Origin of the sequence: Bradyrhizobium barranii subsp. barranii (assembly GCF_017565645.3) — a bacterium.
Classification (GTDB): Bacteria; Pseudomonadota; Alphaproteobacteria; order Rhizobiales; family Xanthobacteraceae; genus Bradyrhizobium; species Bradyrhizobium barranii.
Genome location: NZ_CP086136.1, coordinates 465,961 through 480,622 on the forward strand (window position 1 = coordinate 465,961; position 14,662 = coordinate 480,622).

At 64.7% G+C, this 14,662-nt stretch carries 14 protein-coding genes; 6 read left to right on the plus strand and 8 right to left on the minus strand.

The features are described from left to right. The first annotated feature begins 546 nt into the window (after window positions 1-546). From J4G43_RS02180 to J4G43_RS02205, 6 genes are all read left to right on the plus strand, one after another. Window positions 547-1,107: a F0F1 ATP synthase subunit delta gene (locus tag J4G43_RS02180; RefSeq protein WP_208083931.1), complete on the plus strand. Its 561-nt coding sequence runs from the start codon at window positions 547-549 to the stop codon at window positions 1,105-1,107. Continuing rightward, window positions 1,107-2,636, plus strand: a complete 1,530-nt coding sequence (gene atpA, locus J4G43_RS02185; RefSeq protein WP_063980422.1) for a F0F1 ATP synthase subunit alpha — start codon at window positions 1,107-1,109, stop codon at window positions 2,634-2,636. Before J4G43_RS02180 ends, atpA begins: the two co-directional genes overlap by 1 nt. A gap of 141 nt (window positions 2,637-2,777) precedes the next feature. After that, window positions 2,778-3,653, plus strand: coding sequence for a F0F1 ATP synthase subunit gamma (locus J4G43_RS02190; RefSeq protein ID WP_063980423.1), 876 nt, complete (start codon window positions 2,778-2,780; stop codon window positions 3,651-3,653). A gap of 54 nt (window positions 3,654-3,707) precedes the next feature. Continuing rightward, window positions 3,708-5,150, plus strand: a complete 1,443-nt coding sequence (gene atpD / locus J4G43_RS02195; protein ID WP_063980424.1) for a F0F1 ATP synthase subunit beta — start codon at window positions 3,708-3,710, stop codon at window positions 5,148-5,150. Window positions 5,151-5,246: 96 nt separating this feature from the next. Then, entirely contained in the window at window positions 5,247-5,654 is a 408-nt protein-coding gene (locus J4G43_RS02200; RefSeq protein ID WP_208083932.1) for a F0F1 ATP synthase subunit epsilon, read from the plus strand. A gap of 149 nt (window positions 5,655-5,803) precedes the next feature. Beyond that, window positions 5,804-7,486, plus strand: a complete 1,683-nt coding sequence (locus tag J4G43_RS02205; protein WP_208083933.1) for an adenylate/guanylate cyclase domain-containing protein — start codon at window positions 5,804-5,806, stop codon at window positions 7,484-7,486. A gap of 136 nt (window positions 7,487-7,622) precedes the next feature. Here the strand turns inward: J4G43_RS02205 and J4G43_RS02210 are convergent, their stop codons facing one another. The 8 genes from J4G43_RS02210 to J4G43_RS02245 all read right to left on the minus strand — a co-directional run bounded on the left by J4G43_RS02210 (window position 7,623) and on the right by J4G43_RS02245 (window position 14,639). Next, complete coding sequence (locus J4G43_RS02210; protein WP_063985996.1) at window positions 7,623-8,123, minus strand: RNA pyrophosphohydrolase; 501 nt, start codon at window positions 8,121-8,123, stop codon at window positions 7,623-7,625. Window positions 8,124-8,186: 63 nt separating this feature from the next. After that, window positions 8,187-8,690 (minus strand): RNA pyrophosphohydrolase, encoded by a 504-nt coding sequence (locus J4G43_RS02215; protein ID WP_063980427.1) that lies wholly within the window; start codon window positions 8,688-8,690, stop codon window positions 8,187-8,189. A 72-nt stretch (window positions 8,691-8,762) separates the two neighbouring features. Then, a complete protein-coding gene (locus J4G43_RS02220) occupies window positions 8,763-9,986 on the minus strand; it encodes a divergent polysaccharide deacetylase family protein (RefSeq protein WP_208083934.1) in 1,224 nt (407 codons plus the stop codon). Between the two features lie 145 nt (window positions 9,987-10,131). Continuing rightward, on the minus strand, window positions 10,132-11,487 hold the full coding sequence (locus J4G43_RS02225; RefSeq protein ID WP_014490597.1) for a S41 family peptidase: 1,356 nt from the start codon (window positions 11,485-11,487) through the stop codon (window positions 10,132-10,134). Beyond that, complete coding sequence (locus J4G43_RS02230; RefSeq protein ID WP_208089229.1) at window positions 11,484-12,821, minus strand: murein hydrolase activator EnvC family protein; 1,338 nt, start codon at window positions 12,819-12,821, stop codon at window positions 11,484-11,486. Before J4G43_RS02230 ends, J4G43_RS02225 begins: the two co-directional genes overlap by 4 nt. Window positions 12,822-12,853: 32 nt before the next feature. After that, window positions 12,854-13,336: a 23S rRNA (pseudouridine(1915)-N(3))-methyltransferase RlmH gene (gene rlmH, locus J4G43_RS02235; protein ID WP_014490595.1), complete on the minus strand. Its 483-nt coding sequence runs from the start codon at window positions 13,334-13,336 to the stop codon at window positions 12,854-12,856. A 93-nt stretch (window positions 13,337-13,429) separates the two neighbouring features. Further along, window positions 13,430-13,786, minus strand: coding sequence for a ribosome silencing factor (rsfS, locus tag J4G43_RS02240; RefSeq protein WP_014490594.1), 357 nt, complete (start codon window positions 13,784-13,786; stop codon window positions 13,430-13,432). 208 nt (window positions 13,787-13,994) lie between these two features. Further along, window positions 13,995-14,639 (minus strand): nicotinate-nucleotide adenylyltransferase, encoded by a 645-nt coding sequence (locus J4G43_RS02245; RefSeq protein WP_208083935.1) that lies wholly within the window; start codon window positions 14,637-14,639, stop codon window positions 13,995-13,997. Window positions 14,640-14,662 lie beyond the last annotated feature (23 nt).

Consider the following 14,662-nt stretch of genomic DNA (forward strand, 5'->3'; position numbering starts at 1 on the left):
GCGTGAATTGGGCAGTAAATCCATTCTGTGTCGTCATGAAATATTCTGTGATTGGCATCAATGTTGCAGCCAATGTTCTGGGAATCTTTCGCTTTAACAATTCTTTAACTATTTTATTACTCACTAATACTGTAAAACAAGGTCATTATACTTCATGTTTAGAATTAGGAAAGTATTCAGGGGAGGCCGCTCGTCACGTCCGACTCACGCCTCAGCGATCCGTGTTCATGGCCGCTATGCGCTGAGGGCAGGAACGAATGGCCGCGATGCCGCCGAGGGGGCGCGTCATTCCGCGACGTGGCAGGCCGCTACCGCGGTGCCGTCGGCTGCGACGAACTGGCGACAGAAGGTCGTGCCTTTAATTTGGCGTCATGTTGCACGTGCGCGCCTGCTATGTTAGCAAAGCCGCGATTTTAACGGACCCGGCACCTCCCGTGTCGGCCGAAAATCGAAGTCCCGCTTGAATTCCAAGGGCTTGGATCGCTTGGCGCCGCTTTGTGGCGACGGTTTTTCCCTTGCGAGTTTGACAGCAAAAAGAGCGCGTCTGTGGCTGCAGAAGATACGTCCGTTTCCGGTGTGTCCGGCCGTTATGCAACGGCCTTGTTTGAACTGGCCCGCGACCAGAATGTGGTCGACGAGGTCAAAGCCGATCTCGATAAATTCGAGGGTTTGCTGAGCGAAAGCGCCGATCTGACGCGCCTCGTCCGCAGCCCGGTGTTTGCGGCCGATAGCCAGTCCAGGGCCCTCTCGGCCGTGCTGGACAAGGCGGGTATCGCCGGCATCTCCGCCAATTTCCTGAAAGTCCTGACCGCCAACCGCCGCCTGTTCGCGGTGGCTGACGTCATTCGCGCCTATCGCGCCCTCGTCGCCAGGTTCAAGGGCGAGACGACGGCCGACGTCACCGTGGCGGAGGCGCTTTCGGACAAGAATCTCGACGCCCTCAAGGTTGCCCTGAAGTCGGTGACCGGCAAGGACGTCGCGCTCAACGTGAAGGTCGATCCCTCGATCATCGGTGGCCTCGTGGTCAAGCTTGGCAGCCGCATGATCGATAGTTCGCTTCGCACCAAACTCAATTCGATCAAGCACGCGATGAAAGAGGCAGGCTGATGGACATCCGCGCCGCGGAAATTTCCGCGATCCTGAAGGACCAGATCAAGAATTTCGGCCAGGAAGCTGAAGTCTCCGAAGTCGGACAGGTGCTGTCCGTCGGCGACGGTATTGCCCGCGTCTATGGTCTGGACAACGTCCAGGCCGGCGAAATGGTCGAATTCGAGAACGGCACCCGCGGCATGGCGCTGAACCTCGAAACCGACAACGTCGGTATCGTTATTTTCGGCGCCGACCGCGAGATCAAGGAAGGCCAGACCGTCAAGCGCACCCGCGCCATCGTGGACGCGCCGGTCGGCAAGGGCCTGCTCGGCCGCGTCGTCGACGCGCTCGGCAACCCGATCGACGGCAAGGGTCCGATCCAGGCCGACAAGCGCATGCGCGTCGACGTCAAGGCGCCCGGCATCATTCCGCGCAAGTCGGTGAGCGAGCCGATGGCGACCGGCCTCAAGGCGATCGACGCCCTGATCCCGATCGGCCGTGGCCAGCGCGAGCTGATCATCGGCGACCGTCAGACCGGCAAGACCGCGATCGCGCTCGACACCATCCTGAACCAGAAGCCGCTCAACGCGCAGCCGGACGAGAACATCAAGCTGTATTGCGTCTACGTCGCGATCGGCCAGAAGCGTTCGACCGTCGCCCAGTTCGTGAAGGTGCTGGAAGAGCAGGGCGCGCTCGAATACTCGATCATCGTCGCCGCCACCGCTTCGGATCCGGCTCCGATGCAGTACATCGCGCCGTTCACCGGCTGCACCATGGGCGAGTACTTCCGCGATAACGGCATGCACGCCGTCATCATCTATGACGATCTGTCCAAGCAGGCCGTCGCCTACCGTCAGATGTCGCTGCTGCTGCGCCGCCCGCCGGGCCGCGAAGCCTATCCGGGCGACGTGTTCTATCTGCACTCCCGCCTGCTCGAGCGCGCGGCGAAGCTGAACAAGGACCAGGGCTCGGGCTCGCTGACGGCGCTGCCGGTCATCGAAACCCAGGCCAACGACGTGTCGGCCTACATTCCGACCAACGTCATCTCGATCACCGACGGCCAGATCTTCCTGGAAACCGACCTGTTCTTCCAGGGCATCCGTCCCGCGGTGAACGTCGGTCTGTCGGTGTCGCGCGTCGGTTCGTCCGCGCAGACCAAGGCCACCAAGAAGGTCGCCGGCAAGATCAAGGGCGAGCTCGCGCAGTACCGCGAAATGGCGGCGTTCGCGCAGTTCGGCTCCGATCTCGACGCCTCGACCCAGCGCCTGCTCAACCGCGGTTCGCGCCTGACCGAGCTGCTCAAGCAGCCGCAGTTCGCGCCGCTGAAGATGGAAGAGCAGGTCTGCGTGATCTGGGCCGGCACCAACGGCTATCTCGATCCGCTCCCGCTCAACAAGGTGCGCGCGTTCGAGGACGGTCTGCTGTCGCTGCTGCGCGGCAAGAACGCCGAGATCCTCAACGCGATCCGCGACAGCCGCGATCTCTCCGACGACACCGCCGCCAAGCTGAAGTCGGTGGTCGAAGGCTTCGCGAAGAGCTTCGCGTAAATGCCGTCATGGCCGGGCTTGTCCCGGCCATCCACGTCTAACGGCGTGTGAGGCATCGCGTGGATGCCCGGGGCGAGCCCGGGCATGACGACTGGATAGGTTTGCGATCAGGCCAAAGGGTCGGATCGTCGGGGACGAAGAATGGCGTCACTTAAAGACATGCGCGTCCGCATCGCCTCCACCAAGGCGACGCAGAAGATCACCAAGGCGATGCAGATGGTCGCGGCGTCGAGGTTGCGCCGTGCCCAGCAAGCGGCCGAGGCGGCGCGGCCCTATGCCGACAAGATGAGCGCGGTGATCTCCAACATCGCCAGCGCCGCTGCGGGTTCGCCCGGCGCGCCGGCGCTGCTGGCCGGCACCGGCAGGGACCAGGTCCACCTGCTGCTGGTCTGCACCGGCGAGCGCGGTCTGTCCGGCGCCTTCAACTCCTCGATCGTGCGCCTCGCCCGCGAGCGCGCCCAGGCGCTGATCGCGCAGGGCAAGGAAGTGAAATTCTTCTGTGTCGGCCGCAAGGGCTATGAGCAGCTCCGCCGCCTGTTCGACAAGCAGATCGTCGAGCACCTCGACCTGCGTAGCGTTCGTCAGCTCGGCTTCGTCAACGCCGAGGACATCGCCAAGAAGGTGCTGGCCCGTTTCGACAACGGTGAGTTCGACGTCTGCACGCTGTTCTACGCGCAGTTCAAGTCGGTGATCGCCCAGATCCCGACCGCGCAGCAGATCATCCCGCTGGTCGTCGAGGAAAAGGCGGCGAACGCGCCGACGACGTCCTACGATTACGAGCCGGAGGAGGACGAACTGCTGTCCGGCCTGTTGCCGCGCAACATCGCGGTGCAGATCTTCCGCGCGCTGCTGGAAAACAACGCTTCGTTCTATGGCGCGCAGATGAGTTCGATGGACAACGCCACCCGCAATGCCGGCGAAATGATCCGCAAGCAAACCCAGATCTACAACCGAACCCGTCAAGCCCAGATCACCAAGGAGCTGATCGAGATCATCTCCGGCGCCGAGGCGGTCTGACGCACGAACCAAACGACGGTCGTTCAAGTCCAGAATTTCGAAGGAGAGCTATTCATGGCTACAGCAGCTAACCAGGTCGGTCGCGTCACCCAGGTCATGGGCGCCGTCGTCGACGTGCAGTTCGAGGGCCACCTGCCCGCCATTCTCAATTCGCTGGAAACCCGGAACGGCAACATCCGCCTCGTGCTGGAAGTTGCGCAGCATCTCGGTGAGTCCACCGTCCGCACGATCGCGATGGACGTGACCGAAGGTCTGGTGCGCGGCCAGGAAGTGACCGACACCGGCCAGCCGATCGCGGTTCCGGTGGGCGACGGCACGCTCGGCCGCATCATGAACGTCATCGGCGAGCCGATCGACGAAGCCGGCCCGATCAAGTCCGAAGGTCTCCGCGCCATCCACCAGGAAGCGCCGAGCTACACCGACCAGTCGACCGAAGCTGAAATTCTCGTCACCGGCATCAAGGTCGTCGATCTTCTTGCTCCGTATGCGAAGGGCGGCAAGATCGGCCTGTTCGGCGGCGCCGGCGTCGGCAAGACCGTGCTGATTCAGGAGCTGATCAACAACGTCGCGAAGGCGCACGGTGGTTACTCCGTGTTCGCCGGCGTCGGCGAGCGTACCCGCGAAGGCAACGACCTCTATCACGAGTTCATCGAGTCCAAGGTCAACGCCGATCCGCACAATCCGGATCCGAGCGTGAAATCGAAGTGCGCACTGGTGTTCGGCCAGATGAACGAGCCGCCGGGCGCCCGCGCCCGCGTCGGCCTCACCGGTCTCACCGTCGCCGAGCACTTCCGCGACCAGGGCCAGGACGTGCTGTTCTTTGTCGACAACATCTTCCGCTTCACCCAGGCCGGCTCGGAAGTGTCGGCGCTGCTCGGCCGTATTCCTTCGGCGGTGGGTTATCAGCCGACGCTCGCCACCGACATGGGCGCGCTCCAGGAGCGCATCACCACCACGCAGAAGGGCTCGATCACCTCGGTGCAGGCCATCTACGTTCCGGCCGACGACTTGACCGACCCGGCGCCCGCGACCTCGTTCGCGCATCTGGACGCGACCACGGTGTTGAACCGCGCGATCTCGGAAAAGGGCATCTACCCCGCGGTGGACCCGCTCGACTCGACCTCGCGCATGCTCTCGCCGCTCGTCGTCGGCCAGGAGCACTACGACACCGCGCGTCAGGTCCAGCAGGTGCTGCAGCGCTACAAGTCGCTCCAGGACATCATCGCCATTCTCGGCATGGACGAGCTTTCGGAAGAGGACAAGCTGACGGTGGCCCGCGCCCGCAAGATCGAGCGCTTCCTGTCGCAGCCGTTCCACGTCGCCGAAATCTTCACCGGCTCGCCCGGCAAGTTCGTCGACCTCGCGGACACCATCAAGGGCTTCCGCGGCCTCTGCGAAGGCAAGTATGACCACCTGCCGGAAGCCGCCTTCTACATGGTCGGCACCATCGAAGAGGCAGTCGAGAAGGGCAAGAAGCTGGCGGCGGAAGCCGCCTAAGCTGGCGAATAGCGAATAGGGAGTGGCGAGTAGAATCTATTCGCCATTCGCTGTTCGCCACTCGCGCGTTCGCCACTCACCATTCGCAGGTTTCCAATGGCCACCATCCACTTCGATCTCGTCTCGCCGGAAAAGCTCGCATTCTCGGGCCAGGTCGATCAGGTCGATATCCCCGGCGTCGAGGGTGACTTCGGCGTGCTGGCGGGACATGCGCCGGTCGTGGCTGCGATCCGGCCCGGCATCCTCACCGTGACCACGGGCGGCAGGCACGTGAAGATCATCGTGCTCGGCGGTCTCGCCGAAGTCTCCGAAAAGGGCCTCACCGTGCTCGCCGACGTCGCGACGTCGCTCGACGAACTCGACCGTGCCCAGTTCGCCGCGACCATCTCCGAGATGGAAGACGGCCTGAAGGAGCACGAAGGCGGCGAGCTCGATCAGGCCATCGAGCGGCTCGACCACTTCAAGAGCATCCAGCAGCAGCTCAGTAGCACGGCTATGCACTAAGCCCCGGTGCACTGCTCCGGGGCTCAAGCTAAAAATTCCTGAACAGGTTCAGCGCTCGTCACGGAAGTGGCGGGCGCTGAAACTTTGTTGCACCGCGCCGCCGATAGCGGCATTCTGCGCCCGCGAATTTGTTTCGGGGCTGGCAGCAGATGAAACGCAAGATCGCAGCGATTTTCGCAGCCGATATTGCCGGTTACTCAAGACTGGTCGCAGAAGACGAAGAGGAGACGCTGCGGCGTCTCGCCTCCTATCGCGAGGTCATCGACGACTTCATCGCGAAAGCCAACGGACGCATCTTCAACACGGCCGGCGACGCCGTGCTCGCGGAATTTCCGAGCGCGGTCGATGCGGTGCGCTGCGCGATCGACATCCAGGAATCCCTGCGAACCCGCAACATGGCCTATCCGCCGAGCCGGCAGATGTCGTTCCGCATCGGCATCACCATCGGTGACGTGGTCGAGCGCGACGGCGATCTGCTCGGTGACGGCGTCAATATCGCCGCCCGGCTCGAAGGCCTCGCCGAGGTCGGCGGCATCTGCGTTTCCCGCGCCGTGCACGAGCAGGTCGCCAACAAGCTGTCGGTGCACTTTGCCGACATCGGCGCGCAGGAGGTCAAGAACATCCCGACGCCGGTGCATGCCTACATGGTGGCGATGCGGCGCGAGGACGGCACCTACGCCACGCCGAAACTGAAGAAGCCCGCCTCCAAGCTGGCCGCGGCACCCGTGTGGATGTGGCCGCTGGTGGTCGCCGTCGTCTCGGTCGTCGCCATCCTTGTCACCGGCTTCCTCTACAACACCAAGCTCAAGCAGACGGTCACCGCCGCAGTCGCGCCGGCCGCGACGCCAAGTGCTGCAATGCCAAGCGCAACGCCAACGGCAAATGCCGTGGCGCCGAGCCCGATGCCGACCCAGATGGTAAAGGCGCCGATGGCTCCGACGAGCCCGGCGAATGCCGGCGCTGCGATGGCACCGATGCCCGCGCCCTCGCCATCCGCCGCGCCGCTATCGGGCAAGCTGGCCGCCGATAGCGTTCCCTTCATCAACGAGCGCATCCGCAACTACCTGGCAGGCGACTATTCCGCCTCCGGCGACTACAAGGCCTTCGCGCTCAATATCGGCGGCTTCACGGGCGCGGCGTTGAACCAGCCGACCGAGGAAACCGCGCGCAACATGGCGCTGGAGCAGTGCCAGAAGCGCGCCGATGCCGCGCAATCGCCGCGGCGCTGCGAGCTCTATGCGGTCGGCAACGACGTCGTCTACACGCACGGCAAGCCGCCGATGCCGCCGCAGCCCTGGGTGCGCCACGACGCCATGACCGAGCGGGCCTTCGTGCCGAAAGATTTTCCTATGGTGCGCGATCCGGCAAAAGTCCGGCTCGAGAACATGTTCGTGCCGGCGGCGAAATCCCGCGCGATCGCGCTCGGCCCGGGCGGTCAATATTTCATGGTGCTGGGCGCGTCATCCGTCGACGATTCGGCGCGGCGTTCGCTGGAATCGTGCGGCGCCATCGCCGGCATGGCCTGTCTGATCGTCGCGGTCGACGACAATTTCGTCGTGCCGATCCCGACCCTGCTCAGGATCACGGGCTTCTTCCATGCCGCTTCCAACGCCTCGATCGCCGCCGACGCGCGCGCCGAGGTCGTGCGCAAGCTCGCCGATGGCATGGGCTGGAACGCAGTCGCGGTCGGGACCGCGGGTCGGCCGGGCCTCGGCCTGAAGGCCGCGGACGAGCAGACCGCCGTCAATTCCGCGCTCGCCGACTGCGCCAAGCGCGACAGCGATTGCCACGTCATCGCGATCGGCCCGTTCACGGTCGGACCGACGAATTAGAGCTTGCTGGACGTAGGCCGCCACGCCGCTTGTGCCCCGCGGCCGATTCTCTTTGGCGCTTCAAAAACTTCGCCACAACCACCGCGCATCGCGCCGGCAATCGCCGGCTACTGTGCATGGGGTTGTTTTCGCGGTTTTAGTTTGCGAAGGGCGCAAACTGCTGCGCGACCGCGCGGTAGACGTCGCGACGGAACGGCACCACGAACTCGGTGACGCGGTCGAGCCGCTCCCAGCGCCAGGCGTCGAACTCCGCGGGCTGTTCGTTGCGCGGCGTCAGCGGATCGATTTCGTCGTCGCGGCCGGTGAAACGCAGCGCGAACCATTTCTGGCGCTGCCCGCGGAACTTCGCCAGCCGATGCGTCTGCGGCCCGTCGTAGGGCGGGAACTCGTAAGTCAGCCAGTCTGTCTCGCCGAGATAGTCCGCACTCTTGACGCTGGTCTCTTCCCAAAGCTCGCGCAGCGCCGCATCGCGCAGGTTCTCGCCCTCATCGACACCGCCTTGCGGCATCTGCCAGTCGAGGCCCGGCAGGATGATTTCGGGGCCGTCGCCCTTGAAGCGGTGGCCGATCAGCACGCGGCCATCGGCATTGAAGAGGGCGATCCCCACGTTGGGACGGTAGGGTTTTTGATTGGTCACGCGCGCGTCTTTCATCGTCATTCCGGCGATGCATTAGCACCGAACCCGGGATGACGATTTGATTTATTCATCCGCCAGCGCGGAAAATTCCTTCACCACGCGCTCATAGACCGGGCGCTTGAACGGGATGATCAAACCGGTCAGGTTCTTCATCGGCTCCCAGCGCCAGCTCACGAACTCGGCCTTGTGGCCGCCGCCGGGTTTCTCGACGTTGATCTCGCTGTCCTTGCCGGTGAACCGGACCGCGAACCATTTCTGGCGCTGGCCGCGATAGCGGCCCTTCCAGGCGCGCCCCGCAACCGTGCGCGGGATGTCGTAGACGAGCCAGTCCGGGACCTCGCCGAGCCGCTCGACCGAGCGCACGCTGGTCTCCTCATAGAGCTCGCGCTTGGCGGCATCCCAGGTGTCCTCACCGGGATCGACGCCGCCCTGCGGCATCTGCCAGACATGGGCGTCGTCGACATGCTCGATGCCACCGGCGCGGCGGCCGATGAACACCAGACCCTTCATGTTGATCAGCATCACACCGACGCAGGTACGGTAGGGCAGATCCTCGTAACGTGCCATTCCGCCAGACCTCTCGCGTGCTTTTGGTGGGTATGCCGGTCCCGAGGGCCCGTAACGTACCAATCCGTTGATTTAGCTAGATTTTGATTTCAGCATCGCGGTTGTCAACGGCACCAAAAGGATACCACGGTCGCTCAATGTCTTGGTCCAGCTGCCGATGCGCTCGATCGAGACCGGCAGGGCGGAGGCGGTGCCGATTGCGACGCCGCGCTCGCGCGCCGTCGATTCGAGCTTGTTCAGGGCGCGGTCGATCTCCGCCGGGGTCGGCACCACGTCGATCGCGATATCGCCCTTGCCGAACGGCATCGCCTGGCTGCCCGCGGCCTGGGGCGCGATGCTGCGCGGCGAGGAGCCGTCGTCGAAGAAGCCGAGGCCGCGCTTGGCCGCCTCGCGAATGATCGGCTGCATCGCGGCGTCGGTCGCCACGAAGCGGGCGCCCATGAAATTGGTGAGGCCGGCATAGCCCTGCATCCGGCTCAGGTGCCAGTACAGGCGGTCCATGTTCTGGTCGGCGGTGAGCGAGGTCAGCAGCGTCTGCGGGCCCGGGTCGTTGTCCGGGAAGTCGTAGGGCTCCATCGGGATCTGGAGGAAGATCTCGTGGCGCTGGGCGCGGGCCCGCTCGGCGAGCTTGCCGGGGTCGGCGCCATAGGGCGTGAAGGCCAGCGTCACCGCCGGCGGCAGCCGCATGATCGCGTCGGTGGTCTTGGCCGCACCGACGCCGAGGCCGCCGATCAGGATCGCGACCACAGGCATCTTTGCCGCCTTGGCGCGGTCGGCATCCGCCGCGTAGACGTTGAACGGCTTCGCGCCCTCGGCCGCCACGGGGATCATGCCGTAGCGCGATTTTTCCAGCAGTTTTGGGTCGATCCCGGCCATGACGGGCGGAGGGGCGGAGGCGGCCGCAGCGTCGCCCTTGTCGCCGGCATCGCCGCCACCGATTACCACGTCGTGGCGGGTGCCGGTGGAACCGTCGATCATGGTGACGGTCTTCTGCTCGCCCGCCTGCTTTGGCGATTCTTTGGCCTCGTGCTTGCTCTCTGGCTTGCTCTCCTGGCCAGGGCTCGCGGCGGCCGGCTTCTCGTCGGTGGGCCTGGGTTCACGGATCGCAATCCGCGTCATCGGCTCGCCGCCGAGCGGATCCTTGTTGAAGATGGCGAAGCCGGCGAAGACGACCAGGAACAGGCCGAGCATGGCCGCGAGGGCCTGCATGGCTGTGAACGGCAGCCGCAGCCGCCGTTTCCGGCGCGGCTTGTCCTGTCCGAGCGGGGCGCTCAGATCATCGGCCGTTTCAGTCATGCGAGATCCCGAATCACTCCCGCCGACGATACCACGCCGAGGTCAAGCGGCGTCAGGCCGGGATGGGCCGGGGGTCGCAGGAGCCCCAAGCAAAAAGGGCGGCTCCCGGAGCCGCCCTTTTCGAGAGATGAGATGGCGCGCCGACTTAGTTCGCCGCTTTGGGCTTGTCGGTCGTGGCCTTGTTGTCGCCCGGCGTCGGTGCCGCGGAGGCGCTGTTCTTGATGCCGTGGAGCAGGTCGTCCGCGAGCTTGAGCGCCTTGTCGTCCTTGGCGTCCGGCGGGACGTAGGATTGCGAGCCGGTCTTCTCGTCGCCGTCGTTCTTGAGATGGCCGCGCAGCGAAGCCTCGCCCTTGGTGTCGGTGCGCGACTTCAGCTCGTCCGGCACGTCCTGGAGCACTTCGATGTCGGGCACGATGCCCTTCGCCTGGATCGACTTGCCCGACGGCGTGTAGTAGCGCGCCGTGGTCAGACGCAGTGCGCCGTTGCCCGAGCCGAGCGGAATGATGGTCTGCACCGAGCCCTTGCCGAACGAGCGCGTGCCGACGATGGTCGCGCGCTTGTGGTCCTGCAGCGCGCCGGCGACGATTTCCGACGCCGAGGCCGAACCGCCATTGACCAGCACGATAACAGGCTTGCCCTTGGTGAGGTCGCCCGCATGCGCGGTGCGGCGCTGGGTCTCCTCGGCATTGCGGCCGCGGGTCGAGACGATCTCGCCCTTCTCCAGGAACGAGTCGGAGACCGTGACCGCTTCCTCGAGCAGGCCGCCCGGGTTGTTGCGGAGGTCGATGATGTAGCCCTTGAGCTTGTCGCCGATCTGATTCGAGAGGTTGGCGACCTCGCGCTTCAGGCCTTCGGTGGTCTGCTCGTTGAAGGTGGTGATGCGGATATAGGCGATGTCGTCGGCCTCGATGCGCGCGCGCACCGAGCGGACGCGAATGTTGTCGCGCACCAGGGTGACGTCGATCGGATTGTCCTGGCCCTTGCGGATGATCTTGAGCTTGATCTTGGTGTTGACCGGACCGCGCATCTTCTCGACCGCCTGGTTCAGGGTCAGGCCCTGCACGGCTTCGTCGTCGAGATTGGTGATGATGTCGTTGGCCATGACGCCGGCGCGCGAAGCGGGGGTGTCGTCGATCGGCGAGACCACCTTGATCAGGCCGTCCTCCATCGTGACTTCGATGCCGAGGCCGCCGAACTCACCGCGGGTCTGCACCTGCATGTCGCGGAAGCTCTTGGCGTCCATGTAGCTCGAATGCGGATCGAGGCCGGTGAGCATGCCGCTGATGGCGGATTCGATCAGCTTCGTGTCATCGGGCTTCTCGACATAGTCAGAGCGCACGCGCTCGAACACGTCGCCGAACAGATTGAGCTGGCGATAGGTGTCTGCAGTTGCGGCTCGCGCGCTGGAGCCCATGAAGACCGCGCGCGGCTGGGTCACGAACAGCGTCAGCGCAGCACCGGTGGCCGCGCTGAGGAGGATAACTGAAGTCTTGCGCATCATCCGCGAACCTTCTCGCCTTCATTTGCGGCCCACCATGGGCCTGGATCGATTGGAGTGCCGTCCTTACGGAACTCGACATACAGCACAGGTTGACTCGCGTTCGTGGCGAGAATGGAGGCGACTTGTGAGGTCGATCCCATGGTCGCGACCGGCTCCCCCGTGAGCACAAACTGACCGATGTTAACCGAAATGCGCTCCATCCCGGCGATCAGGACATGATACCCGCCCCCGGCGTTGAGGATCAAGAGTTGTCCATAGCTGCGGAACGGGCCGGAATAGACAACCCAGCCATCACACGGCGTCGTGACCTGGGAGCCGGGCCTGGTTGCCAGGGAAATGCCCTTCTGGACACCGCCGACCCCATCGGAACCGCCAAAATCCCTGATCTTGTTACCGTTAACCGGGAGAGGCAGGAGCCCCTTGGCCGCCGCGAAGGCGATCGCCGGGGTGGTCCGGGACCGGTCCTTGAAAGTGCCCGGACCGGGCTTGGCGCTGGCGGCCGCCTTGGCCTCGGCCTGCTTGGCGGCCTCGGCCGCCTTCTCGGCGGCCTTGGCGGCGCTCTGCAGATCCTGCTCCATCTTGGTGATCAGCCCCTGGAGATCGCCGACCTGCCTGGAGAGTGCGATGGCGCGCGAGTTCTCGGCGTCGAGGTCTTTTTCGCGCGACGCCTGCTGGCGCTGCCGCTCGTCGACCAGGGCGGTCAGCCGGGTCTGGTCGTTGCGGACCTTGTCGCGGTCGGTGGCGAGCTGGTCGCGTTCGGCGGCGATGTTCTTGCGCAAGGCCACGAGCTCGCCGAGGTCGCCCGCGAGCTTCTCGGCGCGGCCGCGCAATTCCGGCACTACGGCGCCGAGCAGCATGGCGGTGCGCAGTGATTGCAGCGCGTCCTCGGGCCGCACCAACAGCGCCGGCGGCGTGCGCCGGCCGGCGCGCTGCAGGGCCGCCAGCACCTCGACGATGTCGGCGCGGCGCGACTCCAGCGAGGTGCGCATCTGCTGCTCGCGGCCGTTGAGCGAGCGCAGCCGCGCTTCGGCTTCGTCGATCTTGGTCTCGACGGTCCGCACATTGGCTGCGGTATCGATCAGCTGCTGATTGAGCTGGGTGCGGTCCTGGCCGAGCGAGCTGATCTCGGCCTTGAGCTTGGCCTGCGCTTCCTCGGCGCTCTTCTGCCTCGCGCGGGCGGCCTCGAGCTCCTGCTCGCGCTGCTTGATCGCATCGGGCGAGACGGCCGCCGTCTGTGGCGCGGGCGCAATTGTCTGACCTTGCGTCTGGGCTTGCGCGAGGCTTGCGCCCGTAACGCCGGCGATCAGCAGCAGGTTGAGGATCGGCGCTCGCATCGCTTTACGCAAAGGTGCTCGTTGTGCGCGCATCACGCGCGGTGATAGGGGTGGCCGGCCAGAATGGTGGCGGCCCGATAAAGCTGTTCCAGAAGCATGACGCGGACCATTTGGTGCGGCCAGGTCGCAGAGCCGAACGCGATCGCGAGCTTGGCCTTACGGCGCAATTCGGGCGAAAGTCCGTCCGCCCCTCCGATCACGAAGATAGTATGTCCGGCACCCTCGTCGCGCCAGCGCCCGAGGTGCCGTGCGAATACGGTGGAGTCGAGATTCTGGCCGCGCTCGTCCAGCGCCACCAGGATCGATTTTTCCGGGATGTGCGCACCGATCGCCGCGGCCTCTTCGGCCATCCGTGTCGCGGTGTCGCGCGCGCGGCTTTCGGGGATTTCGTGGATGGTGAGCTCGCGGAATCCGAGCTTGCGGCCGGCTTCGTCGAACCGCTCGAAATAGCGGTCGGCAAGCTCCCGTTCGGGGCCCTGCTTCAGCCGGCCCACCGCAATGACAGCAACGCGCATGATATCTTCAGGTCGTGTTTCAAGACCGCGCGCAGTATGCGCGCGCACGACGCTAGCATGCGCGTCAGCCGATTCGAAATCGGCTCGATGAGCCTAGATCGCCTTCGCCGCCCCTGGGCCCTGGGTGTACAATCTCTCGAGATTGTAGAACTCGCGGACCTCGGGTCTGAACACGTGCACGATCACATCGCCGGAATCGATCAGCACCCAGTCGCAATTGGGCAAGCCCTCGACGTGGATGTTCCTGATGCCGTTTTCCTTGAGGCCTTTGGCGACGTTGTCCGCGATCGCGCCGACATGCCGGTTCACCCGGCCGGTGGTAACGATCATGTAGTCGGAGTACGCCGATTTGCCGCGAAGGTCGATGGTGACCGTCTCTTCCGCCTTCATGTCGTCGAGGCGGGAGAGGATCAGGCTCAGCGTCTTGTCGGCGTCGGGTTGCGCCTTCAAGGCCGCAGCTTTGGTCGATGTTTTACGCGCCGGTTTCGCTACCTTGGGTAAAACAGACTTGGACAATACAGATGTGGTCAGGGACCATTCCTTTCACTGTATCGCGAACGCCGAATCCGACGCTCACTGGTTACACTACATCATGTGGGGTTAAGGGTTTCAATATGCCAGAGAGTCTGAAATCCCCACAACGTCCACACACTCCGTCTCACTTCGGACCTTTCCAGCTCCCGTCCGGGTTCCGCAAGCCGGTCGAGGACAGGTTCAGTTTCAACCCCGTCAGAAAGACCCAGGCCGGCGCCGGCCGATCCGGAAGCAATGCCGCGTCCGTCTCGGGCACGCGGTAGCGTGCAAGGGCCTGGGCAGCGGGCGAGGCGAGGGCGCGAAAACTCTGCGGCGGGCGATCGATGACCGCAATCGGCACCTGGTCGGCGATGCGCCGCCAGTGCTGCCAACGATGGAATTGAGCGAGATTGTCGGCGCCCATGATCCAGACAAAGCGCAGGCCGCTGAGGCGGCGGCGCAAGGTGTTGATCGTGTCGATAGTATAACGGGTACGAATGACGGATTCGAGACAGCTCACCTCGATCCTGGGATCGTCGGCGACGTCGCGCGCGGCCTGCATGCGCGCGCCGAGCTCATGCAGCGTGCCGTTCTCCTTGAGCGGATTGCCCGGCGTCACGAGCCACCACACGCGGTCGAGTCGGAGGCGTTTCAGCGCGAACTGGCTGATGGCGCGATGGGCCTCGTGCGGCGGATTGAACGAGCCGCCGAGCAGGCCGATGCGCATGCCTTCGGTGTAGGGCGGAATGGCCTGCGCGAAGAAACGTGGCGCGACGAAATTGTTACTCAATGCCCCACGCCTCGCGACATGAC